Origin of the sequence: Acinetobacter sp. YH12058 (assembly GCF_013419805.1) — a bacterium.
Classification (GTDB): domain Bacteria; phylum Pseudomonadota; class Gammaproteobacteria; order Pseudomonadales; family Moraxellaceae; genus Acinetobacter; species Acinetobacter towneri.
Genome location: NZ_VOZL01000003.1, coordinates 182,964 through 208,132, shown reverse-complemented (window position 1 = coordinate 208,132; position 25,169 = coordinate 182,964). Strand labels below are relative to the sequence as shown.

Below are 25,169 nucleotides of genomic sequence, written 5' to 3'. Positions count from 1 at the left end.
GTAGAACCAAGTAGCTGCGATAAACATAGAAAAACCAATAACTGATGCAACGACTGTAATCATAAAAACATACTCAAGTTTCGATGAGTGCATTATGCGAAAGTTTTATGACAGTTATATGACAATATAAAATTCATTGTAATATTTAATATAAATATAATTTTCAATAACTTAATGATAATTTAAATGAAAAATCAACCTGTAATAAATGAAATATGACAGCGAAGATGACGCTTTTCTTGTCATATATGACAGTTTTTAACATAAATATGACACATAGATGGCCTATTAAACTTTAGACCCAAAACGCTGTATAAACGCCCACAACTTTCTGTTTTTATCTTATAATTTAGTCCGCTAGCTATCCGCCCGCTCAAGAGATTTTTGATATGACAACTATTATCAAGCAAGATGACTTGATCACTTCGATCAAAGACGCGCTTCAGTTTATTTCCTACTATCATCCACAAGACTTCATCCAAGCGATGAGCCGTGCTTATGATCGTGAAGAAAACAAAGCTGCGAAAGATGCGATTGCACAGATCTTAATTAACTCACGTATGTGTGCAGAAGGCCATCGTCCAATCTGTCAAGATACTGGTATCGTAAACGTATTCCTTGAAGTGGGCTTAGACGTTAAATTTGATTTAACCATGAGCTTAGATGATGCAATTAACGAAGGTGTACGTCAAGGTTACCTAGAAAACTCAAACGTACTTCGTGCATCGGTATTGGCTGATCCTGCATTTGGTCGTAAAAACACCAAAGACAACACCCCTGCAGTAATTCACTACAAACTCGTTCCGGGTAACAAAGTAGATATTACAGTTGCTGCCAAAGGTGGCGGTTCAGAAAACAAATCTAAATTGGCGATGTTGAACCCATCTGACTCAATTGTAGATTGGGTACTTAAAACTGTTCCAACTATGGGTGCAGGCTGGTGTCCACCGGGTATGCTTGGTATTGGTATTGGTGGTACTGCCGAAAAAGCCATGATGCTTGCAAAAGAAGCACTCATGGAAGAAATCAACATGGACGAATTATTACGTCGTGGCCCACAAAACAAAATGGAAGAACTCCGTATCGAGATCTTCGAGAAAGTGAACGCACTTGGTATTGGTGCACAAGGTTTAGGTGGTTTAACCACAGTTCTTGATATTAAAATCAAAGACTACCCTTGCCACGCTGCAGGCAAACCAGTGGGTATGATTCCAAACTGTGCGGCAACTCGTCACGCACACTTCCAGTTAGATGGTTCAGGTGTAGCGCATATTCAAGCGCCTAAACTTGAGGACTACCCAGAAGTAACTTGGGATTCATCTAAATCTAAACGTGTAGATTTAGACAACATTACCCAAGAAGAAATGAACTCTTGGCAGCCGGGCGACACGTTGTTATTAAACGGTACGATTTACACAGGTCGTGATGCTGCACATAAGCGCATGGTCGACATGATCAACAATGGTGAAGAATTACCAGTCGACTTAAAAGGCAAATTCATTTACTACGTTGGCCCTGTCGATCCTGTTGGTGATGAGGTCGTTGGCCCTGCAGGTCCAACAACGGCAACCCGTATGGACAAATTCACCCGCCAAGTCTTAGAACACACTGGTTTGTTCGGTATGATTGGTAAGGCAGATCGTGGTCCTGCAGCAATTGAAGCCATCAAAGATCACAAAGCGACTTACCTCATGGCTGTAGGTGGTGCGGCTTACCTCGTATCTAAAGCAGTACGTGAAGCAGAAGTGGTTGCTTTTGAAGACTTAGGTATGGAAGCAATCTACAAATTCAAAGTTGAAGATATGCCTGTATCTGTTGCGGTAGATGTCAATGGTACATCTATCCACGCGATTGCACCAAAAATCTGGCAAGCTAAAATTGGCAAGATTCCCGTTGTAGATGCTGCAGCAGAATAATATTCCAATTTAGTAATAAGCGAAAAAGCACCCAACATTGGGTGCTTTTTTATGCTTACTGGAAATAAATAAAAGCAATGCATGAGATAAAGATGCAAAACCTTACCACGTTCTCGGATCCCACAATTTAAAGGGTTGGGTTAAGTGCACATCTTCCGCAGGGTCATATTTCTCATGCTTGATTTTTTGTGGCTTTTTACGCAACTTACCTGTGGTTTGATCTTCCGCGACAAAGTTATAGCTTTCGGTTTTCAATTGAGTAAACGCTATTTCCTGTTGTGCCGTACTTGAAGGCATAAGAATTAAAGGCCCTGAAACCTCTTTGCGGGTACTCAAGTTTTCTTCATCATATTTAATAAAATACGACTGCCCTGCCTGTACCTGAAAATCCAAATACTTTGGTTTTTGGAAATGTAATGCACCCAAAGGACGACTCACACTCAGACGATACGCGCCCGGTGCCAGTTCAACCCAGTAATAATGATTGTGCAATAAACTTGGAATCCGATGTTTGTTGATAAACATACTAGCCGCGACAATTTCCTGTCTATTCCATTTAGAATCTGGACGATATAAATACACGATGGCAGCATCGGCATGTTGTGCCTGAACAGGTTTAAAATTTTGCCCTAGTTTTTGATTGACCCAACCACCAATGGTCATCATGCCCAAACGGTGTTGTTCTACAAAACCAGGTTTTTGTTCTAAATCTAAAACTTTTAAGGTACTAGGTGGTTGCGTTTGTTGCACCACGTTTTTTTTGCCATGACATCCCAGCAACATTAAACTGGTCACGACCAAGATTGCGACACCACGCATGTCTATCCCTCACTGCGTTTCTTATTTTTGTAAATCACGTTTTTGAAATCACGCTGCAAATTCATTTTGCAATTGTTGTTTTGAATAATGGGCATCCACGCCTAGGTCTAAGATTAACACTGCCTTGATTTTTTTGACAATAAAAAACGTGCCGAAACCTAGCGTTTCGGCACGTTTCAGACGAATAGCGTATTAAGCAGTTTTGCTGTCTAATACTTTTAAGTCAATTTTTTCTGCTGCAGGTTCTTCTGTTTGAGGCTGACGTTCGGTCTGAAATTCAGGTTTAGCACCTTCTTCAATCACCGCTTCAGTCACTACCACTGTGCCAACATCGGTACGGCTTGGCAAGTCGTACATGGTTTCGAGCAAGGCATTTTCCAGAATTGAACGCAAACCACGCGCACCTGTATTACGTTCAAGGGCTTTTTTCGCCACTGCACGTAATGCTGCATCTTCAAAGACTAAATCGACATTTTCCATCTCGAATAAGTATTGATATTGACGGGTTAAGGCATTTTTCGGCTCGGTCAGAATTTGCATCAATGCATCTTCATCTAGCTCGTCTAGCGTTGCAATTACAGGCAAACGACCAATGAACTCTGGAATTAAGCCAAATTTCACCAAATCGGTTGCTTCTACCTGACGAAATAAATCAGACAATTTCTTGCCTTCATCTTTTTTCTTCACGTCTGCCGTAAAACCAATGCCGCCTTTTTCTTGGCGTTGCTGCACAATTTTCTCTAAACCAGAGAATGCGCCACCGCAAATAAACAAGATATTTGAAGTATCAATTTGAATGAATTCTTGCTGCGGATGCTTACGTCCACCTTGAGGCGGAATAGAAGCCACCGTGCCTTCAATCATTTTGAGCAAGGCTTGCTGAACACCTTCACCAGACACATCACGAGTAATTGATGGGTTTTCAGACTTACGCGTGATCTTGTCAATTTCATCAATGTAGATAATGCCTTTTTGTGCTTTTTCTACATCGTAATCGGCTTTTTGCAACAGCTTTTGCACGATGTTTTCGACATCTTCACCCACATAACCCGCTTCGGTTAAAGTCGTGGCATCTGCCATTGCAAAAGGCACATCTAATAGACGTGCTAAGGTCTGTGCAAGTAAGGTTTTACCCGAACCCGTTGGACCTACCAACATGATGTTACTTTTTGAGATTTCGACAGCATCGCCTGCTTTATGCGCCTGATTGCTCACTTTTAGGCGTTTGTAATGGTTATATACTGCAACCGATAAGGTTTTTTTCGCAGTATCTTGACCAATTACATACTGATCAAGCGCAGCACGAATTTCATGTGGTTTTGGCAATGGACGTGTTGCCCAATCACCCGACTCAACTTGTTGACTGGTCTGAACCAAGTCTAAGCATACGTCCACACATTCATTACAGATGTATGCGTCCTCGCCTGCAATCAGCTTCCCGACTTCAGACTGCGTTTTACCGCAAAATGAACAATGTTTTTGTCCCTGAGGATGTTCGGACATAGTCACTCCAATATCTCAATCTTTAAAACTTATGGACGTTTTGTTAAAACTTCATCCACAAGACCGTATTCCTTCGCTGCCTGTGCAGTCATAAAGTTATCACGGTCGGTATCTCTTGCGACAGTTTCATAGTCCTGACCACTATGTTCTGCCATTAAACGGTTTAAACGCTCTTTAATGAATAGAATTTCACGTGCATGAATTTCAATATCAGATGCCTGACCACGGAAACCACCGAGTGGCTGGTGAATCATGACACGTGCATTTTCAAGACAATAACGCTTACCTTTTGCACCTGCGTTGAGCAGAAAAGCACCCATAGATGCCGCTTGTCCCATACAGTAAGTCACAACGTCAGGCTTAATAAATTGCATGGTATCGTAAATTGCCATACCTGCAGTCACAGAACCGCCTGGTGAGTTAATGTATAGGTGAATATCTTTATCCGGGTTTTCTGCTTCTAAAAACAACATCTGCGCCACAATTAAGTTGGCCATATTATCTTCGACTTCACCCGTCAAAAAAATGACACGTTCACGTAAAAGACGTGAATAAATATCAAAAGAACGCTCACCACGAGAGGATTGTTCAACCACCATGGGCACTAAAGCATTTTCAATTGTTGGAACATACATATGGTTATTTATTCCTAAATTCTTGTGACACGACTCATGTTCACAATATGAGGGATAATTGTCTAAATTGCAAAATATTCACAGCTTAAATCGTAGATATTTTGAGTTAAATGTTGTCGATCTGTGAAAAACCCAAAAACTGCGATGCAATAAAAAAGGCGCACAAAGCGCCTTTTTTACCTAAAGCCTATTAGCCTTGTTGACGAGCTTGTTGCTCTTTCAATAAGTCTTCATAGCTTACAGATGTATCAGTCACTTTTGCAGAAGCCAAGATGTGATCTACAACCTGATCTTCTAAAACAACTGCTTCGATTTGTGAACGCTGTTGTTTGTCATTTTTGAAGTATTCAATCACTTCGTTTGGATCTTCATAAGAAGAAGCCATATCTTCGATGTAAGCATCTACACGTGCTTGGTCAACTTCAAGTTTAGCATCTGCCAATACTTTGCTGACCAATACGCCTAGTTTTACAGATTTTTCAGCTTGTTCTTTGAACAATTCATCTGGAAGCATGCTTGAGTCAAATGCTTTTGCACCTTGCGCACCAAACTGCTGAGTGAATTGCTGAATCATTTGCTGACGTTGACGGTCAACTTCTTGAGCAACCATCGCTGCTGGAAGTTCAACTTCGTTTGCCGCAACGAGTGCATCAAAAGTTGCGCCTTTCACTTGGTTACGTAAACCATTTTTCACTTCACGTTCCATGTTTTTACGAACGTCAGCTTTTAATTTGTCTACGCCATCTTCTTCAGAAATACCGAAGATTTGTAGGAATTCAGCATCAATTTCTGGAAGTTTTTGCTTTTCAACAAGTTTCACAGTGATTTTGAATTGAGCTGCTTTACCTGCAAGGTTCGCTGCTTGGTAGTCTTCAGGGAAAGTTACATCAATCACTTTCTCTTCGCCTTTTTTCATGCCCACGATACCATCTTCAAAACCAGGAATCATGCGACCAGAACCAAGTACCAGTTTAAAGTCTTCAGCTTCACCGCCTTCAAACTTCTCGCCATCTACAGTGCCTTCAAAGTCAAAAGTCACTTGCATGTCTTTTTTCGCCATGCCTTTGGTTTCAACCCAAGAAGCACGTTGCTTTTGAAGGTTTTCAAGCATTTGTTCAACATCGCTATCATTTACTTCAGAAGACTTGCGTTCAACTTCCAAACCGTCAAATTTCACTTCAACTTCTGGATAAACTTCAACAGTCGCTTCATATACTAAAGCGTCGTCTTTCATTTCAGTTTTTTCGATGTTTGGCATACCCACAGCATTGATTTTTTCTTGTTGGATTGCTTCAAACACGGTGTCACGAATAATGTCGTTGACCACTTCTTGATAAATACCCGCACCGTATTCACGACGAACAACGTTTAGAGGCACTTTACCTGGACGGAAGCCGTTGATCTTCACAGTTTTGGCAGTGCGTTTCAAGCGAGCTTCAAACTGCTCGTTAATACGGCTCGTCGGTACAGATACATTTAAACGACGGGCAACGCCCGAAACCGCTTCAGAAGTTACTTGCATGGCTTCCTCGATATAGTTAGTAATAACAGTTTATAAAAAAGTGCCACATTATATGACAACATTAAAGGATATACAAAATACGTTCTGATCTCGACTGAATTTTTTTAATCGGAGCGCTATTTTCTGTAAATTTTCAACTTTGTGTATATTTCTTGTTGTAAATAAGAATCCTTATCATTATTATTAGCCAACTCCTTCATGAATGATTCTAATTACCATATAGGTTCAATTGGCATCATCAATTCATAATCAGAGATTTCATTTTATGGCTAAGTTCAACCTACACCCGCTGTGTTTTGCTTTACTTGGGGCAACCTCTACTGCTGTTTTCGCAAATACCTCTACCGATGCGACTTCAACCCACCAACTTTCCACAATTGTGGTTTCAGCGGCAGGTTTTGAACAAGAGCTAAAAAATGCACCCGCATCTATAAGTATAGTCAGTAAAGAAGATATTGAGAAAAAAAATGCCACCAGCATTGCTGACTTACTGGCTGATGTCCCTGGAGTCGATATTCGTAACGGCGTAGGTAAAACCTCAAACTTAAATATCGGTTTGCGTGGTATGGGGCAAGAGTACACGCTGATTCTGATTGATGGACGTCGTCAAACCACATCTTCAGATGTCACCCCGAATGGTTTTGGTGAAACATCAAATGGATTTTTGCCACCACTTGCTTCAATTGAACGCATTGAAGTAATTCGTGGCCCTATGGCAACGCGCTATGGCTCAGAGGCAATGGGCGGTGTGATCAATATCATTACCAAAAAAGTGTCAGATGAATGGAATGGTAATGTCACTATCAGCGGTAATGTAATGGAAAACAATGCCGAAGCCGATTCATGGAAAACCAATTTTGTTGTCAATGGCCCACTGATCAATGAACGTTTAGGCTTACAACTACGTGGTAGCTATTTAGACCGTCAGCGTTCAGAACGCATTCAGGGCTCAACAGGTCGTGACCCACGCCCAAGTACAGCAGACAATTACGATGTTGGTGCTAAACTCGACTTTAAACTGGATGATCAAAATTCATTTTGGATAGATGGTTTTCATTCTAGCCAGCAATATAAAAATGAAGATAACCGTTTAGGGACTTTAGATACCGCAACCAAAGCATCAGGTTATAAAGATGAATTAGAATTCAACCGTACTCAAATTTCTTTGGGACATGAAGGTAATTACGATTTTGGGATTTGGAAAAGCTATGTTAGCCATTCAGACACTGAAACTAAAGGTCGTACTCTACCAACCGATGCTTTTGACAAAACTGCGCAGCAGAACAATCCACTCATTGGCAGTGACCGTACTTTAGAAAATACCGATCTGGTTGCAGATAGCCATCTAATTTCCACCTTTGGTGCGCACAAAGTTACAGTCGGTGCAGAATATAAAAAGCTCACCATTCGTGACAATATTGCTCAACATAAAAGCGGCAAAGATGAATTTGAGAAAGACTCTTGGGCAATCTATGCCGAAGATGAGTGGAGCTTACTCGACAATTTGACCTTCACGTTTGGTACACGCTATGAAGACCACTCTGGTTTTGGTGGCGAGTTTAGTCCACGTGCTTATTTAGTCTGGAATACCAATGATATTTTAACCATTAAGGGTGGTGTCAGCACAGGTTATAAAGCACCTTCGCCTAAGGCACTCTACGATGGTTTAATCAATATGAGTGGTCAGGGTTCGACCTATGTATTTGGTAACGCTGCTTTAAAACCAGAAACATCGACCAATTACGAACTTGGTTTTAATTTACAGCCTAATGATCAGCTGAATTTTACCGCCACAGGCTTTTACAGCCAAATTGAAGATGCGATTGTTTCCCAAGACATCTCTAATTTAGCGATTTGCCCTGTAGATGATTGCTCTAGAAGTGTAAATGCCAACGAAGCCAAAATCTATGGTGCTGAGACGTCTTTACAGTACAGCATTATTCCTGAATGGGATATTAAAGCGGCCTATACTTACACCAAAAGTGAAATTACAGATGGTAAGGATGAAGGACTGTACTATAACAACAATCCTCGCAATGCCTTTAACCTGACCTCGACTTGGCACATTAATCCGAACGTTGATGTGTGGTTACAACACGAATACAAGTCAGCCCGTTTGCGCTTCAAACAATTACCAACAACACCACAAACTAGCGATTTTGAAGAATACAAAATCATGGGCGATAAATTTGGTGGCTATAACGTATTTAACTTAGGTGCAAGCTATACAGTAACAGATAATCTTCGTTTCAATATGGCAGTGAATAACCTATTAGATAAGGACTTCACCAAAGATAATCAGAGCTATACCTATGTCAACAAAGGTAAAACTCAAACTGCAACTGCCTATAAATACTTAGACATTGGTTCATCTGTTTCGGGCACATATTTAGCAGGTCGCAACTACTGGCTCTCTGTTTCTTATGACTTCTAAGCCTTAAATTTCTTTTTAAACCCTGCTTCGGCAGGGTTTTCTGTCTTTATTCCCAAGCCTTTCACGTTTACATCGTTTTATTAAATAAAAATATTGATAATGATTATTATTTTCAAATAAGAATCAAAAGAAAGTGTCATCCCACACATTGTTGTTGATAATGATTCTCAATACAATTAGCAACAATTGTTATAGACGTCATAACAACAACTTCACACTTTATTCATTTTGAACTAAAAACGCTGAATAAAGCGTGGCCTCCTGTTGGTTTACATTTAGGGAAATACCATAAATGGCACAGATCAAAAGCCGCAAACACAATCGCTCTGCGCAACTGATGGCTTTAGCCGCCTCTCTTCCACTACTTGCACATGCCGCAAGCCCTGAAGATGACGTCACCCACTTACCCACCATTACGGTTAAATCAGAAGCCGAAAGCAAATACAAGGCAGACCGTTTAAGTTCTGCAAAATATACACAGCCGTTGTTGGATACCCCACAAACAATTTCTGTGATTAAAAAAGAAATGCTACAAGAACAAGGCGCAACGTCCTTAGTTGAAGCCTTACGCAATACACCAGGCATTACTCTACAATTGGGAGAAAATGGCAATACTAGTGCTGGCGATGCCTTTCAAATGCGTGGTTTTTCCACCCAAACCTCGACCTATGTTGATGGTGTCCGAGATTTAGGCGCAATCAGCCGTGATGTATTTAACATTGATCAAATTGAAGTTGTCAAAGGCCCATCGGGTTCAGAAGCGGGTCGTGGTGCAGCATCGGGTTATATCAATTTAGTCAGCAAATTACCGCAAAGTGAAAGCAGTCAGGAAATTTCTGCAACTTACAACACAGCACAACATACAAGACTTTCTGCAGATATTAACCAGGCCATCAATCCAAATACCGCATTTCGTCTAAATGTAATGGGGCAAGAAGGCGGCATAGAAGGACGTGACTATATTGAAAACAATAGTTATGCCATCGCCCCTTCTATTGCCTTTGGATTAAACACTGCCACACGCCTTTATTTATATTCTCAACACATCAGACAACGCAATATTCCAGATGGTGGCATTCCAACTGTGGGCATGCAAGGCTTTTACAATACCGATTCACTGTTAGCCACTGCGCCTAAAGTTAATCGGGAAAACTTTTATGGTCATGTCAATGACTATGAAGATGTCGATGCAGATATGTTTACGGCAAAAATTGAAAGTGATTTAACAGATCGACTCAAACTGACCAACATCACCCGTGTAGGCAAAACCCATATGAATCGGGTTTTAACAGGCATCAATACAGGTGCAAATGGTCTTCGAACCAATGGTTCATCAAACCCTGCCGAATGGGAAGTGAACCGCTCCCGCCAAGGCGTCGATCAAGAAAATAAAATTCTGGCCAATCAAAGCACTTTAAACTGGAGTGTCAAAACGGGGGCAGTACAGCATGATGTTGTTGCAGGCATGGAGTTTTTAAAAGAACAGCAATCTAGCAAACTCATGGCAACCCAGATGCCTGGCGAAGCCACTGCCGATACACCGTGGGCCAATCTTTATCACCCAGACCGCAATCAAGCCATGCCAGCGCTTATTTATAATGGCGGTTATACCGATGGTGAAACCCAAACGGCAGCCGCATATTTATTTGATACTCTAAAATTTGGGGAGCGTTTTCAACTGAATGGTGGCGTACGGGTCGATTATTATGAAACAGATTATCAAGGGCTTACTCTGCCACGTGGGGGAAATGCTTTGGTGGCCACAGATCTCAGCACCCACGATACGCTGTTCAGTTGGAAACTTGGCGCTGTGTATAAGCCTACGTTAAATAGCAGCATTTACGCTGCGTATGCAAAATCGCTGACTCCGCCTGGCAGCGCCAACTTTAGCCTGTCTGAATCGGGCAATGACGCAATCAATGCCAAGCCTCAAGAAACCCATCATTATGAAGTAGGCAGCAAATGGGAGTTACTACAAGGCAAGCTGGCTTTGGCTGCTGCAGCGTATCGTACAGAAAATGAAAATCAATCGACTATAGATCCAATTTCTCAGCTTGCTGTACAAGAGGGTAAAAAACGGGTCGATGGCATTGAGTTGAGTGCCGTTGGTCAAATGACCGAAAACTGGAATTTGTCTGCAGGCGTTGCGCACATGAAAGTGAAACAACTCAATCAACGTTCAACGAGTGCCACAACCTTATCGGAACGTTGGTCGCCTGAATGGACTGCAAGTTTATGGTCAATCTACGACTGGGCGGGCTTTAAATTAGGTTTGGGCGCGCGTTATGTCGATGAACAAAAACGTGTTGTGACTGACAGCAACGCACCAGCCAACATGCCAAATATTCCAGGCTATGTCGTGTTTGATGCATTGGCAGGCTACAACTTCAACAAAAATGCCTCGTTAAATTTAAACCTTTATAACCTTGCCGATAAAGAATACATCAGCACGCTAAACAATGGTGGTGGTCGCGTCGTGCTTGGGCAGCCACGCTCGGCAGCAATCAGCTTAAACTACAAGTTCTAAGTTATAGCAAATCTGTAGTAGCCCGCTTAAAACAGGCTACAGATTTAGATTCGAGCGATAGATTATTTTTCATACCATCTATTGCTCGAACTTTGCATGCCGAACAACGCTGTAGAATGTTCAGCAGTTTGAATTCAAACTTTTTCAGGAAGAATCGATATGATGCTTCACATTCCAGAAGTTCTTAGCAAAGTGCAAGTCCAACAGATTCGCGCTGAATTGGACACTGCAGCTGCATGGCAAAATGGTCAATTCAGTGCAGGCGCACAAGCACAGAAAATTAAACAGAATTTACAATTTGACCTGCAGCATCCGAGCTATGTAACTCTGTCACAAGACATCCTCAGTGCACTAAAACAACAGGCTTTATTGCAGTCCTTTGCCTTGCCGCTGCACATTCTGCAACCCATGTTCAATTGTTATCAAAACACAGGAACTTATGGCAATCATGTCGATAATGCCGTGCAATATTGTGCACAAGTACGACGCCCGATTCGCACAGATGTGTCCATGACTCTGTTTTTAAGTGAGCCTGAAGAATATCAGGGCGGTGAACTGATTATTGAAGACAATTACGGTAGTCATGAAGTCAAACTCAGTGCAGGTGATGCCATCGTGTACCCTGCTACCAGTTTACATCGGGTCGAACCTGTTACAGCAGGTCAACGAATTGCAGCGTTTACATGGTGTCAAAGTATGGTCAAAGATGACTGGCAACGCAGTATGCTGTTCAATTTAGATATGACTATTTTGCAATTGCGTCAACAACTTGGAGATACAGCAGAAGTATTGGCACTAACCGCACATTATCACAATCTGATTCGTCAATGGAGTCAGTTATGAATACCACGCCATTGGCAGCTTTGAATCACATCCCGCCACATTTACACACCATTGCCGACTATCAAAAACAGGCGCAATTACATTTAGATGCAGCCACTTGGGCCAATTTAGAAGGCGCTGCAGGCGATGAATATAGTCTGAACAACAATTTACGTGCGTTTGCCGATATTCAATTATTGCCCCGTCATTTAAATACTTTTGCAGGGGCAAATACGCAAATTCAGCTCTTGGGCGAACAGTATCCACACCCAATTTTTTTAGCACCCGTGGCTTACCAACAACTGTTTCATCCACAGGGGGAAATTGCTACAGCGCAAGCGGCAGCCGCCCTACAAGCCCCCATGATTCTCAGTCATTTAAGTACCACTTCAATGAGCACACTGAATCAGGTTTCGGGCACGGCAAAATGGTTTCAACTGTATTGGCAAGGCAGTCGTAAAGCTGCTTTGGATTTGATTTTTCAAGCGCAACACTATGCCTATCAAGCCATTGTACTCACGGTTGATGCACCGCACATGGGCATTCGAGATCGGGAACGTCGCGCTGCTTTTCAATTGCCTGCACATATTCGGGCGGTATATCAATCATCTGTAAATACCACTCCGCTTAAGGAAAATCAGCACCCTCTTTTTGATGGATTGATGCAGCAGGCTGCCACATGGGAAGATATTGCTTGGTTGCTACAACACAGTCCACTGCCTATTTTACTCAAAGGTATTTTACATCCTGCCGATGCGCAGCAGGCATATCAGTACGGAGCACACGGTATTATTGTGTCTAATCATGGTGGCCGAATTTTAGATACCGCGGTCAGCCCAATTCAAATTTTAGGCACGATGCGAAAAATTTTATCGCACGATTTCCCAATTTTATTAGACAGTGGGATTCGTCGTGGCACAGATATTTTTAAAGCACTGGCCTTGGGAGCAAGTGCGGTTTTGATCGGTCGTCCATATATTTATGGCTTGGCAGTTGCAGGCGCGCTAGGGGCAGCGCATAGCATTAAACTGTTAAAGGAAGAATTTGAAGTCACAATGGCACTTATGGGAACAAACTGCATCGAACAAATCAACAGCAGTTATATTTATCACCAAAACAGCTAATAGCAGAAAAATATTTCACAGCATATGCCATATATGTAAAAAACAGGGAATTATTACCCTTGCAGATCGATTAACATACAGATATTGGTTTACAAGTGCCATGATTCTACTTTTAGCGATAGCCTCCTGAAAACAGCTTGTAAATTGATAGAATAGACACAATCTATATTTATAGTAAGTTGCCGTTATCCACGCGATGCAACCGCTACTATTCAAGGAGTTTTCACATGATGTTGGCAGATCCAAGCAAAAAATACCGTCGTATGTACCAGCGTGTCGATTTACCAGACCGCCAATGGCCGAATAACGAAATTACCAAAGCGCCAATTTGGATGAGTACCGACCTACGTGACGGTAACCAAGCGATCTTTGAGCCAATGAACATCGAACAAAAGTTCAAAATGTTCCAAATGCTTGTGAAAATTGGTTTTAAACACATCGAAATTGGTTTCCCATCGGCATCTCAAGTTGACTTCGATTTCACCCGTAAATTGATTGAAGAAGGTCATATTCCAGATGACGTGTATATTGAAGTCTTGGTACAGGCGCGTGACCACTTAATTCAACGTACTTTTGAATCTTTACAAGGTGCTAAACGTGCGATTGTGCATATTTATAATGCCAACTCACCAACCTTCCGTAACAAAGTCTTGAATGTTGATGTTGAAGGTGCCAAACAATTGGCAATCAATGCAGCAAGCAAAGTAAAAGAATACGCAGCGAAGCAACCTGAAACAGAATGGGTATTCCAGTACAGCCCAGAATGTTTTACTGCAACTGAGTTGGAAGTGGCTAAAGATGTTTGTGATGCCGTGACTGAAATTTGGGAAGCATCGCCAACCAATAAAGTAATTTTAAACTTGCCTGCAACGGTAGAAGTGTCTACACCAAACGTGTATGCCGACCAAGTGGAATGGATGCACCGCAACATTGCGCGTCGTGATGGCGTGATCATTTCAGTACACTGTCACAATGACCGTGGTTGTGGTATTGCCGCATCTGAATTGGCAATCATGGCAGGTGCAGACCGTGTAGAAGGCTGTGTATTTGGTAATGGTGAACGTACCGGTAACGTAGACGTTGCTGCAATTGCCTTGAACATGTACACCCAAGGTGTTGCACCAGAATTGGATTTCTCGAACATCAACGAAATTATTGCCACAGTTGAAGAATGCACAGGTTTGCCAGTGCATCCACGTCATCCGTATGCAGGTGATTTGGTGTTTACTGCATTCTCTGGTTCACACCAAGATGCGATTAAGAAAGGTTTTGAATTCCAGAAAAACGAAGAAATTTGGGATATGCCTTACTTGCCAATCGACCCGAAAGACTTAGGTCGTGACTATGATGCGGTGATTCGTGTCAACTCACAATCGGGTAAAGGCGGGATAGCTTACTTGTTAGAATCGAACTACAACGTGACTTTACCACGTCGTTTACAAATCGAATTCTCACAAATTGTGCAACAACGTACCGATGAGCAAGGCACTGAAATTAGCGCAAGCGAAATCTGGAACTTGTTTAAAGACACTTACGTTGCAGTAAAAGATGCGCACTATGCGACCAAAAACTACAAACTATCTGATGAAAATGGCAATCAAGTCATTGAGTTAGATGTGGTCGTGAACGGCGAAACGCAACGCTTACGCGGTGAAGGCAATGGCCCAATTTCAGCAATTTTGAATGCACTTCAATTACCAATTGATGTCTTGAATTATGAAGAACGCAGCATTAGCTCTGGCGCACATGCAAAAGCGTTGGCATTGATTGAGTTGCAAGTCAAAGGCACAGGTAAATCTGCCTTTGGTGCAGGGGTACATGACAACATCGTGACCTCATCTATTGATGCAATTATTGCCTGCACCAACCGCTTGATTGAACAAGGCGTATTAAGCACAGATCAAGTAGTTGCAGCAGCAGTATAATCTTGTGCTAACATGTAAAAGCATTTTGAAAAGGATACCCCAAGTGGTATCCTTTTATTTATTCATCCTCAGGATTTAAGGCGAATTATTCCCGTGTCTTTTCCAGCTGACTCAGTAGGTATTGTTGTTCCAGAAAAATTCCAATTTGAAGAACCTTTAGAACTCGAATGCGGTCGTGTTCTGCCCCGCTTTGAACTCATGGTCGAAACTTATGGCACGCTCAATGCCGACAAATCCAATGCGATTCTGATCTGTCATGCGTTGTCAGGGCATCATCATGCTGCGGGTTATCATCATGCCGATGATAAAAAAGCAGGTTGGTGGGATGCCTGTATTGGCCCTGGAAAAGCCATTGATACCAGTCGTTTCTTTGTGGTGGCGCTAAACAATATTGGCGGCTGTAACGGTTCTACTGGCCCCACATCGCCTAACCCTGAAAATGACAACCGTCCTTATGGCCCAGACTTCCCTTTAGTGACGGTGCGAGATTGGGTAAAAACCCAAGCCATGCTGTCTGATCGTTTAGGCATTGAGGTCTGGTATTCGATTATTGGCGGCTCTTTGGGTGGTATGCAGGCCTTGCAGTGGTCGGTAGATTATCCTGACCGTCTGAAAAAATGCGTGATTATTGCCAGTGCACCAAAACTGTCTGCACAAAATATTGCCTTTAACGAAGTCGCACGTCAGTCCATTTTATCTGACCCAGATTTTCATCATGGGCGTTATTTGGAACATGACAGCTATCCAAAACGTGGATTGATTTTGGCACGCATGGTCGGACACATCACCTATTTGTCTGAAGAAGCCATGAAACAGAAATTTGGTCGTGACTTAAAATCTGGCAAGTTTATGTATGGTTTTGATGTCGAATTTCAGGTCGAAAGCTATTTGCGCTATCAGGGCGAACAATTTAGCCGTAATTTTGATGCCAATACCTATTTAATTATGACCAAGGCACTGGATTATTTTGATCCTGCACGTGAATACGAGCAATCCTTACAAAAAGCCATGGCGAATACAAAATGCAAGTTTTTAGTGGTGTCATTTACCACCGACTGGCGCTTTAGCCCTGAGCGTTCGCAGGAAATTGTGGATGCGCTAATTAGCAATCATAAACCTGTCAGCTATTTAGATATTGATGCCGAACAAGGACACGACTCGTTCTTGTTCCCAATTCCACTGTACGTGAAAGCCATGCGTGCATTCTTGGGCGGAACAGAACATCTTCAAGCAACCCCACAGGAGGCCGTGTAATGCGTCTTGATCAGCAACTTGCCGAAAAGTGGATTAAACCCAATTCTAAAGTACTCGATTTGGGTTGTGGCGATGGTGAACTGTTGGCACACATGAGCAAACAGCATAATATTCGTGCATACGGATTAGAAATTGATCAAGAAAAGATTGCAATTGCGATCAGTCGCGGGTTAAATATCATCCAACAAGACTTGAATTTGGGGCTTAGCCGTTTTGCAGACCAGTCTTTTGACTATGTGGTCATGGCACAAGCCTTGCAAGCAGTAGATGCACCTGACGTATTATTAAGAGATATGGTACGTGTGGGTAAACAGGCAATTATTACCTTTCCAAACTTTGCGCATTGGAAGACTCGCTCTTTTCTTGCCTTAAAAGGAAAAATGCCTGTTTCAGATGCATTACCTTATATGTGGTACAACACCCCAAATATTCATTTATGTACGTTTCGTGATTTTGAGGCACTTTGTGCCGAAAATAATATTCGCATCATTAACCGACTTGCCGTGAATGGGAATCAACAAGATAGTTTACTCAGTAAGCATCTGCCTAATTTGTTTGGTGAAGTCGCAATTTATCGAGTGAGCGCTCTATGAAAAAACTATTATTAAGCACCACGCTATTGGTTGGACTGTTGAGCATTCAAGCCCATGCAGATTATGTTTCACCGTCATCTTCTGTAGCGAGCCAAGCGGCTCAATATTCAACTATGGATATTAATGGCTTGATTAAAGCAGCCAAAGCAGGTCAGGCAGGCGCACAATTTTACTTAGCGACGAAATATCAACAAGGTAAAGACGTTCAACAAGACAGCCGTCAAGCGTTTGCTTGGTACAAAGCTGCGGCAGATCAAGGTTTATCGGCTGCGCAATTAAATGTAGGCCGTATGTTGGCGGATGGTATTGGCACGAAAAAAGACGAAGTCTTAGCACGTCAATATTTTGAAAAGGCGGCTAGCCGTGGTGATAACCGTGCCAGCTTTAACCTTGCCATGATGGAAGAACAAAAGAAAAACTATATGGGCGCGTATCAGTGGTATGAGTTATCTACCCGTGATGGCATGCTCGACAATAAAGTAATTTCTTTGTCTGAAGGTAAGAAAACCGCTTTGGCAGCTAACTTAACTCAAGAACAAATTCGTCAAGCACGTGACCGTGCTGACCAATGGATTCAAGCGCAATAAATTTAACTACGTTTGAAGTGATCTCAAAGCACCTTCGGGTGCTTTTTGTTTTATCCGAAATAAACTGCCTGCATGGCCTGTAGCAGTTCAGGGCTGAATTCTTCTACTGCAGCAGAACCTAATACCGCATCTATACCACAATGCGGACAAATTGCGGTTTGCTCATCATCACACCAATCTTCAATTTCGCTATAAGCAAAAGTTTCCAGACAGTAAAAACAGCCACAACGCTCACTTTGCTGCAGTAATGCGCGGTGCTGACTCGAATAACGGTAAATCTCTGATATTTTGCTCATCATGATTCCCCTACTTTTTGAAACCTAAATATTATTAGCATGTATGAAAACAAATCTGTGCAAGATTAAACTTTTAAGTCTGCAAAATCCGTTAAAATATCCAATATTATTTTGAATTAAGATCTGAATTATGGCTGTAACTGATTGGCGCGCTCAAGGTACTTTGGTTTTAGCAAGCAATAACAAGGGAAAAATTGCAGAATTTGAAACCCTGTTTGCGCAATTAGACTTGCCTGTGCAAGTGATTCCGCAAGGTCAACTAAATATTGAAGATGCTGTTGAAGATGGTTTGAGCTTTGTTGAAAATGCCATTTTAAAAGCACGCCATGCCGCAAAAATTTCAGGAAAGCCTGCCATTGCAGATGACTCTGGTTTATGTGTGCCTATTTTAGGCGGCGCACCGGGGATTTATTCTGCACGTTTTGCAGGCGAACATGGCAATGATGCAGCCAACAATGAAAAACTTTTGAATAAACTCAAACCACTACGTCAAGACGGCGCAGCAATTGAAGGTATGTTTGTTTGTGTTTTGGCTTTGGTTGAACATGCCGATGATCCATTACCACAAATTTTCCAAGGTATTTGGAAAGGCGAGATTTTAGCAGAAGCTCGTGGTGAAAATGGTTTTGGCTATGACCCGCTCTTTTGGTTGCCTGAATTGGGAGTGTCGAGCGCAGAAATGTCGAAAGCAGAAAAGAATAAAATCAGTCACCGTGGTCAGGCGATGCAACTGTTTAAAGCAAGTTTACAAGCTTAGATTTAACAGATGTGATTGATCTTACAGCCCGTTTTCAAACACGGGCTGTTTTATTTTCAAGCTTTACAAATCAGGTCAAACATCCCTTGTCGTCAAATCGCAACACATTCGTCACCGCATTGTCATACAGACCTGTTGAGATAGGCTCAACTATTGAGAGGTCTAAATCATGGCAGGATTATCTATTTGGCACGTGCTGATTTTTGCAATTGTGGTCATTTTATTATTTGGTACATCTAAGCTTAAAAACTTAGGTAAAGATGTAGGTGGCGCGGTCAAAGATTTTAAAAAATCAATAAAAGATGATGAGGCAGAAGCGGCGCAACTGAAAGAACCTCGTACGATTGAACATCAAGCCAATAGCAGTGATGTAAATTCGACTGTAAAGCATTAAGGCTGAGGGTTTGAGATTATGCTCAATATTGGAATGACGGAACTGCTGATTTTCGGCATCATTGCATTATTGGTGCTGGGTCCTGAAAAACTCCCTGAAGCAGCGCGTTTTGTCGGCAAGTGGTACGCTAAAATTAAACGTATGGTCAGTAATGTTCAAAATGACATTGACCGCGAATTGCGTTTATCTGAATTACGCGAGCAAATGCAGCAAGAAATGGCGCGTATTCAGGAACTTGAAGCAAAGATGCAAGCACAAATGCATGAAATGCAGCAAGAAAAAATATTTGAAGATACAACTGCAAAAAGCACACATTCCCCGCATGCCGTATCAAAAAATACCTTACAACAGCATCATTACACCTTGGTTTTAAATACTGAAAAAACCTCTGCGGTGTTACTCCCTAAAACTAAAATGACATCACATTCAAATTTATCTGCGCTACAACATACTACAGCGCCCTATACTGAAATGAAGGTTGCAGTATGAGCCAATCAAACGCTTCTGAGCTTTCACATTTGCCTGTGAAGGCAGAGCAAGTCGCATTAGAAGAAATGCCAATTATCAAGCACTTGATGGTGCTGCGTAATCATCTTTTTAAAATTGTAGGGCTTATTCTTGCCTTATTCTTCTGTTTATTGCCCTTTGCCAATAAAACTTATCAAGTATTGTCGGAACCATTACGTGCACAGTTGCCACATACATCAACCATGATTGCGACTGATGTTACCGCAACCTTTATGGCGCCGTTTAAACTAAACTTTTTTGTCGCGCTGTTCATTGCGATGCCATTTATTTTGTATCAGATTTGGGCATTCGTAAAACCAGCGTTATATGAAAAAGAAAAAAGTTTGGCGCTGCCTTTGCTGATCGGCAGTATTTGCTTGTTCTATATCGGAATTAGCTTTGCTTACTTTGTCGCCTTGCCATCCATTCTGCACTTTTTCATTAGCGTTTCCCCTGAAACAGTCGCCCCGATGACCGACATTAATAGCTATCTTACGTTTTGTTTGAAGCTGTTTTTGGTTTTTGGTTTTACCTTTGAGATTCCAATTGTCACACTTTTGCTGATTATGATTGGTGTCGTGTCTACGCAAACTTTGGTTGAAAAACGTCGCTTTATTATTGTTGGCTGTTTTTTTGTGGCCATGTTTGTCACACCGCCAGACGCTTTATCGATGATCATGCTTGCCATTCCGATGTGGATGCTGTTTGAAATTGGTTTGTTTTTTGGCAAATTAATTGAGAAGCGCCGAGTCAGTCACAGCTAATCTAAAATATTGAATTTTAAAAAGAAGCACATGGTTGCTTCTTTTTTTGTGCGTGTAGATCACAACTGAACGGATTTAATCAGTTTGACACATAAGCTTAACCCGCATGTCATGTTTAGCCACTAATTTACATATAACTTTCAAACGACTAAGCAATTTGCTAGGAAAAAAAATGACTGATTTTATGCCTTACAATGAAGATCAAGAGTTAGATAATAACACTTCAGACAATACGCACTTTCGTGACATTCTAGAACAACGCATGAGCCGTCGCAGTTTAATTAAAAAAACTGCAAGCGGTGCAGCAGCTTTAGCTTTAGCTTCTTCTTTATCTGCATGTAGTGATGATGATGAAGATACAAATGTAACACCACCAACAAGTAAAGAAGAACCCAATACCAAGCCTGAAACATTAACATTTAAAGCTGTAGATAAAAATTTAAATGATATTGTTACTGTTCCTGAAGGTTACCAAGCAACTGTATTATATGCTTTAGGTGACTCAATCAATCCTTCTTATAGCAATTGGAATGCAGATGCAGATGTTCCATCTGGCCCAAGTTTCCAATTCCGCTCTGGTGACTGTCACGATGGCATGAGCTATTTTGGCTTAAGTACTAAAACTGGTCGTTATGATGAAAATGCATCAGATCATGGCTTATTGGTTTTGAACCACGAATATATCAACCAAACCTTCTTACATCCAAAAGGCGCAACTAAAAAGGATGGACGTCGCCCAGAAGATGAAGTGATTCGTGAAGTAAATGCACACGGTGTTTCAGTCGTTCATATTAAGAAAAATGCTGAAACTCAAGCTGTAGAGATTGTGAAGTCATCACCATTTAACCGTCGTATTACAGCTTCGACTGTCATGGATTTTGCAGGGCCTGTAGCTGGTTCTCCATTACTGCACACAGCATTCTCTCCCGCTGGTCGTCAAACTCGAGGCACACAAAATAACTGTGGTAATGGTTATACACCATGGGGCACTTATTTAACTGCTGAAGAAAATTTTATTGGTTATTTCCAACGCTCAGGTACAGACCAATACTCAGCCCGTAGTGAAGCTGAAAAAATAGCACTTAAACGCTATGGCTTAGGCTTAGAGATCTCTTATCAAACTGAAAAAAATGCAGACGGTAGTGTTAAACGTGATGCGAAAAACAACATCATTTATATTTTAGATGCTGATGGTAAAAAAATTCCAGAACGCGATGAGCAAGATCGCATCGTGTATTTGAATAAATCTTCACGCTATGGTTGGGAAACAGCAGAAGCTGGTTTTGAATCTCAAGACATGTATGATCGTTGGGCTGCTAACGTAACCAAAGAGTCTGCAACTCAAGACTATCGTAATGCGCCAAATACATTTGGCTGGATTGTAGAAATTGATCCATTCGATAGCCGCTCAAACCCAGTAAAACGTACTGCATTAGGTCGTTTTGCTCACGAAGACTGTCGCGCCAGCCGCGCAATTGAAGGGCAAAAATTTGCATTCTATATGGGCGATGACTCGCGCGGTGAGTACATCTACAAATTTGTATCAGATGCAACATGGGATCCTAAAGATGTGAATGGTGGCTATCGAGCTGGCGACAAATATATGAATTCAGGGAAATTCTATGTCGCTAAATTTAATGCATCAGGCACAGGAGAGTGGATTGAACTGGCTTATGGTAAAAATGGCTTAACCGAAACAAACGCTATTTACCCATTTAGCTCACAAGCGGATGTCCTTACTTTTGCTCGTCTTGCAGCAGATGCTGTAGGAGCTACAAAAATGGATCGTCCAGAATGGGTTGCTGTAAACCCTGAAAATGGTGAAGTGTACGTGACTTTAACCAATAACTCGAACCGTGGTTCAAGCTATGCAACAGATCCTGCAAACCCACGTAACTACACCGATCCTGAAGGTGGTAAAGGTAACGTCAATGGTCATATTATCCGCTTTAAAGAAGAGAATACTGCAGCAACATCATTTGAATGGGATATCTATCTATTTGGTGCTGAAGCAAGTATGGATCCGACAATTAACCTTTCTAATTTAAGCGATGCAAACGACTTCTCAAGTCCAGATGGTATGTGGTTTGACCCACGTGGTGTTCTTTGGATTCAAACAGATGATGGCGCATATACAGATGTTACAAACTGTATGATGTTAGCAGCACTACCTGGTCAAGTTGGTGATGGCGGTGTTGTAAAAACTGTTGGTGATCAAAGTACAATTGCTGGTGCTCAAGTCACCGATAAAAACTTACGTCGCTTCCTTGTTGGGCCAAAAGAATGTGAAATTACAGGTGTAACCATGACACCTGACTACAAAGCAATCTTTATTAACGTTCAGCACCCAGGTGAAGATTCAAAGAGTTTTGATGCGCCAAGCAGCCATTGGCCTGCAACACAAACTGACATGAACAATAAAACTGCACGTCCTCGTTCAGCAACGGTTGTCATCACCCGTAAAGACGGCAAAGCAATTGCTGGATAACATCCATAAATTAAAAATGCCGACATCACGTCGGCATTTTTTATGCCTCAATGTTCAACTGTTGCTGCACAATATCTCCCTTTTGCTCACCATATTGTGTTTTTTCCAGCCATGTAAATTGCTGCGCCTGCATACGTAAAAAATTGGAACAACGTGTACCGTAAAGTGGACTTTGAATAAAAGTCGATGACAACAACGCTTCCATCTCCAATGAAATCCCTGTTTGCGGTAACAATTCAGATGCAACTTTGCGTTCATCTTGCAAAATATCCCACGCCGCAGCATTTAGCTCTGCCGTTGCAAGATCAGGCAATTGCAGCATCGGTAAAAACTCCTGCGTAAAGCGTTTGCGTAAGCGTGCAGTTTTCTCCCAAGGGTCACTCATCAATCCATTCGACACCACATAAACGCCTTTAGCTAAAACCTGCGGCGCTTCTCCACGGTTACTCATGTACACCGCTTGAGTGGTGTCACCCACAAATAAATTAAAACCTGCATATTCACATTGCTGTTTTTCTAAGGCTTGCGCAAAACGGATAGGCGTTTGCTCAGATTCTAAAAAAGCCTGAATAATATGCCCACGTGAAGTTGGATATTCACGAACATCATTCGCATCACGATAATTGGTAATCACAGCCCAGCGTCCCGATGGGGTAATGCCCATCCACGTACCGCCCGATTCTAAATCTTGCCCTGCAACAATTGGACTATCAGACCATGCTGCCAGTGCTGCTGTCGGACGCCGATAGAACTCATCTCGATTTGAAATCAAACACAGTGGTGTGTCTGTCAAGACCTGCCAAGCCAATGCCACAATACACATAATTTAAACTCTTGATCTTTACACATTGAATGTACAACATTTTTCATCACATTCAGCTAAAATCTGTGCAAAACAGAATCACAAGGAACAGGAATGCTCACCTATCCAAATATTGACCCCGTTGCTATTTCGCTCGGGCCTTTACAAGTCCATTGGTATGGCTTGATGTATTTACTGGCATTTTTATTTGCATGGGGTTTGGCAACTTACCGTGCCAAACAACGTGGCTGGACACCAGACATGGTTTCCGACCTGATTTTTTACGGCGCTTTGGGCGTGGTGATTGGTGGACGTGTCGGTTATGTGTTTTTCTACGGCTTTGAACAATTTTTGGAAAATCCACTGTGGTTATTCCAAGTCTGGACAGGCGGCATGAGTTTCCATGGCGGCTTTCTGGGCGTGATTTTAGCCATGCTGTTCTGGTGTAAAAAATACAAAATGACGTGGTTTCAAACTTTGGATTTTATTGCCCCATGTGTACCTACAGGTCTAATGTTTGGTCGTATTGGTAACTTTATTGGTGGTGAATTATATGGTCGCCCTGTGACCGATCCGAATTTTGCTTTGGGGATGATTTTCCCGACCGATCCTTTACAATTGGTACGTCATCCATCGCAATTGTATCAAGCCTTATGTGAAGGTCTAATCCTGTTTATTGTACTGTGGTGGTTTAGTTCAAAGCCACGTCCACGCATGGCAGTGTCTGCCCTATTCCTGATTGGTTATGGTTTGGCGCGCTTTGTTGTCGAATTTTTCCGCGAACCCGATCATGGTCAGCTCTTTATTGCATGGATGAGTAAGGGACAATTCCTGAGCTTACCAATGATTTTGGTCGGTTTCTGGATGATGTGGTATGCCTATCAAAAGAAAATTTATGATTGGGGGCCGCAAAAAAACAGCTAAGCTACTACCCATTTAAATGCAGGTTTCATCCATTCAGGCGAAGTCAATCTTCGCCTTTTTTATGCTACAGTGCTATCTATTACTTACACTTTTCAGACATCAATATCTCACATGCTTGAATTTTGGTTTAACCCACAGGTTGCGGTCACAAAGAAAATTGCCCTGCTGATGGTGATCGCGCTGGTCACTGCAGCGGTATACTTCTTAGAACCCTTAAAGCTCGATGCGATTTTAATGTTTCTGGCCACAGGTATTGTTTTTTTAATTTGTCGTTACTGCAAAATTCATTTTACTGCACAACATCCCACAGGTTGGTTGGCACGACTATTGACTTGGATTCCACTGGCGTTGTTACTCGCAATAATTTTCATGCAGATTCAACACGGTGAAATTTTACTGTCGGGCGCTCAAGGCATTGGCTTTACCGCTTTGGCTATTTGCCTGTTTTCGCCGTTGGCTTTACTGCATCAACATCACGCTTCCGACACACAATAAAGTCACAACTTTAAAAACTCTGCTATTATTCTTTCTGATTTACTGGGCATCGAATTGCCCAAACAAAAAATATTTCTTTTG

General features: G+C 41.9%; 22 protein-coding genes. 16 read left to right on the top strand and 6 right to left on the bottom strand.

Going from position 1 to position 25,169, the window contains the following annotated elements:
* Nucleotides 1-389 precede the first annotated feature (389 nt).
* Nucleotides 390-1,916, top strand: a complete 1,527-nt coding sequence (locus FTU09_RS03690; RefSeq protein WP_004974861.1) for a fumarate hydratase — start codon at nt 390-392, stop codon at nt 1,914-1,916.
* A gap of 102 nt (nt 1,917-2,018) precedes the next feature.
* Here the strand turns inward: FTU09_RS03690 and FTU09_RS03685 are convergent, their stop codons facing one another.
* The 4 genes from FTU09_RS03685 to tig all read right to left on the bottom strand — a co-directional run bounded on the left by FTU09_RS03685 (nt 2,019) and on the right by tig (nt 6,395).
* Nucleotides 2,019-2,735, bottom strand: a complete 717-nt coding sequence (locus tag FTU09_RS03685) for a DUF2846 domain-containing protein (protein WP_070153234.1) — start codon at nt 2,733-2,735, stop codon at nt 2,019-2,021.
* Between the two features lie 192 nt (nt 2,736-2,927).
* Nucleotides 2,928-4,238: an ATP-dependent protease ATP-binding subunit ClpX gene (gene clpX / locus FTU09_RS03680; RefSeq protein ID WP_004974856.1), complete on the bottom strand. Its 1,311-nt coding sequence runs from the start codon at nt 4,236-4,238 to the stop codon at nt 2,928-2,930.
* A gap of 29 nt (nt 4,239-4,267) precedes the next feature.
* Entirely contained in the window at nt 4,268-4,873 is a 606-nt protein-coding gene (gene clpP, locus FTU09_RS03675; RefSeq protein ID WP_004974855.1) for an ATP-dependent Clp endopeptidase proteolytic subunit ClpP, read from the bottom strand.
* 190 nt (nt 4,874-5,063) lie between these two features.
* Nucleotides 5,064-6,395: a trigger factor gene (gene tig / locus FTU09_RS03670; protein ID WP_179995942.1), complete on the bottom strand. Its 1,332-nt coding sequence runs from the start codon at nt 6,393-6,395 to the stop codon at nt 5,064-5,066.
* A gap of 265 nt (nt 6,396-6,660) precedes the next feature.
* Here tig and FTU09_RS03665 point away from each other — a divergent pair, with 265 nt between their 5' ends.
* The 8 genes from FTU09_RS03665 (at nt 6,661) to FTU09_RS03630 (ending at nt 17,661) form a co-directional block, all read left to right on the top strand.
* The gene (locus FTU09_RS03665; RefSeq protein ID WP_180008664.1) at nt 6,661-8,829 is read left to right on the top strand and encodes a TonB-dependent receptor domain-containing protein; all 2,169 of its coding nucleotides are present in this window, start codon (nt 6,661-6,663) and stop codon (nt 8,827-8,829) included.
* Nucleotides 8,830-9,121: 292 nt separating this feature from the next.
* Entirely contained in the window at nt 9,122-11,356 is a 2,235-nt protein-coding gene (locus FTU09_RS03660; protein ID WP_180079563.1) for a catecholate siderophore receptor Fiu, read from the top strand.
* A 159-nt stretch (nt 11,357-11,515) separates the two neighbouring features.
* On the top strand, nt 11,516-12,199 hold the full coding sequence (locus tag FTU09_RS03655) for a Fe2+-dependent dioxygenase (protein ID WP_180079561.1): 684 nt from the start codon (nt 11,516-11,518) through the stop codon (nt 12,197-12,199).
* A complete protein-coding gene (locus FTU09_RS03650) occupies nt 12,196-13,302 on the top strand; it encodes an alpha-hydroxy acid oxidase (protein WP_180079559.1) in 1,107 nt (368 codons plus the stop codon). Before FTU09_RS03655 ends, FTU09_RS03650 begins: the two co-directional genes overlap by 4 nt.
* A gap of 227 nt (nt 13,303-13,529) precedes the next feature.
* Complete coding sequence (leuA, locus tag FTU09_RS03645; RefSeq protein ID WP_131260575.1) at nt 13,530-15,227, top strand: 2-isopropylmalate synthase; 1,698 nt, start codon at nt 13,530-13,532, stop codon at nt 15,225-15,227.
* 93 nt (nt 15,228-15,320) lie between these two features.
* Nucleotides 15,321-16,481, top strand: coding sequence for a homoserine O-acetyltransferase (locus FTU09_RS03640; protein WP_004974835.1), 1,161 nt, complete (start codon nt 15,321-15,323; stop codon nt 16,479-16,481).
* Nucleotides 16,481-17,074: a methionine biosynthesis protein MetW gene (gene metW / locus FTU09_RS03635; protein WP_004974832.1), complete on the top strand. Its 594-nt coding sequence runs from the start codon at nt 16,481-16,483 to the stop codon at nt 17,072-17,074. Before FTU09_RS03640 ends, metW begins: the two co-directional genes overlap by 1 nt.
* Nucleotides 17,071-17,661: a tetratricopeptide repeat protein gene (locus FTU09_RS03630; RefSeq protein WP_070153255.1), complete on the top strand. Its 591-nt coding sequence runs from the start codon at nt 17,071-17,073 to the stop codon at nt 17,659-17,661. Before metW ends, FTU09_RS03630 begins: the two co-directional genes overlap by 4 nt.
* 50 nt (nt 17,662-17,711) lie before the next feature.
* On the opposite strand, the gene FTU09_RS03625 is transcribed toward FTU09_RS03630, so the two are convergent.
* Complete coding sequence (locus FTU09_RS03625) at nt 17,712-17,957, bottom strand: cytoplasmic protein (RefSeq protein WP_242769824.1); 246 nt, start codon at nt 17,955-17,957, stop codon at nt 17,712-17,714.
* A gap of 130 nt (nt 17,958-18,087) precedes the next feature.
* On the opposite strand from FTU09_RS03625, the gene rdgB reads away from it, so the two are divergent.
* The 5 genes from rdgB to FTU09_RS03600 all read left to right on the top strand — a co-directional run bounded on the left by rdgB (nt 18,088) and on the right by FTU09_RS03600 (nt 22,867).
* Entirely contained in the window at nt 18,088-18,714 is a 627-nt protein-coding gene (gene rdgB, locus FTU09_RS03620; protein ID WP_154320316.1) for an RdgB/HAM1 family non-canonical purine NTP pyrophosphatase, read from the top strand.
* 169 nt (nt 18,715-18,883) lie between these two features.
* A complete protein-coding gene (gene tatA, locus FTU09_RS03615; RefSeq protein WP_004974820.1) occupies nt 18,884-19,108 on the top strand; it encodes a Sec-independent protein translocase subunit TatA in 225 nt (74 codons plus the stop codon).
* A gap of 18 nt (nt 19,109-19,126) precedes the next feature.
* Nucleotides 19,127-19,597 (top strand): Sec-independent protein translocase protein TatB, encoded by a 471-nt coding sequence (tatB, locus tag FTU09_RS03610; protein ID WP_019836836.1) that lies wholly within the window; start codon nt 19,127-19,129, stop codon nt 19,595-19,597.
* Entirely contained in the window at nt 19,594-20,379 is a 786-nt protein-coding gene (tatC, locus tag FTU09_RS03605; RefSeq protein WP_180064559.1) for a twin-arginine translocase subunit TatC, read from the top strand. The genes tatB and tatC overlap by 4 nt, the downstream gene beginning before the upstream one ends.
* A gap of 172 nt (nt 20,380-20,551) precedes the next feature.
* Entirely contained in the window at nt 20,552-22,867 is a 2,316-nt protein-coding gene (locus FTU09_RS03600; protein ID WP_131260576.1) for a PhoX family phosphatase, read from the top strand.
* Between the two features lie 40 nt (nt 22,868-22,907).
* Here FTU09_RS03600 and FTU09_RS03595 read toward each other — a convergent pair whose 3' ends face one another.
* Complete coding sequence (locus FTU09_RS03595; RefSeq protein ID WP_004974805.1) at nt 22,908-23,690, bottom strand: NRDE family protein; 783 nt, start codon at nt 23,688-23,690, stop codon at nt 22,908-22,910.
* Between the two features lie 93 nt (nt 23,691-23,783).
* Between FTU09_RS03595 and lgt the strand changes: the two genes are divergently transcribed.
* Together lgt and FTU09_RS03585 are read left to right on the top strand one after the other, a co-directional pair.
* The gene (gene lgt / locus FTU09_RS03590; RefSeq protein ID WP_096901379.1) at nt 23,784-24,593 is read left to right on the top strand and encodes a prolipoprotein diacylglyceryl transferase; all 810 of its coding nucleotides are present in this window, start codon (nt 23,784-23,786) and stop codon (nt 24,591-24,593) included.
* Between the two features lie 111 nt (nt 24,594-24,704).
* Nucleotides 24,705-25,088, top strand: a complete 384-nt coding sequence (locus FTU09_RS03585) for an AzlD domain-containing protein (RefSeq protein WP_004974797.1) — start codon at nt 24,705-24,707, stop codon at nt 25,086-25,088.
* Nucleotides 25,089-25,169: the final 81 nt, after the last annotated feature.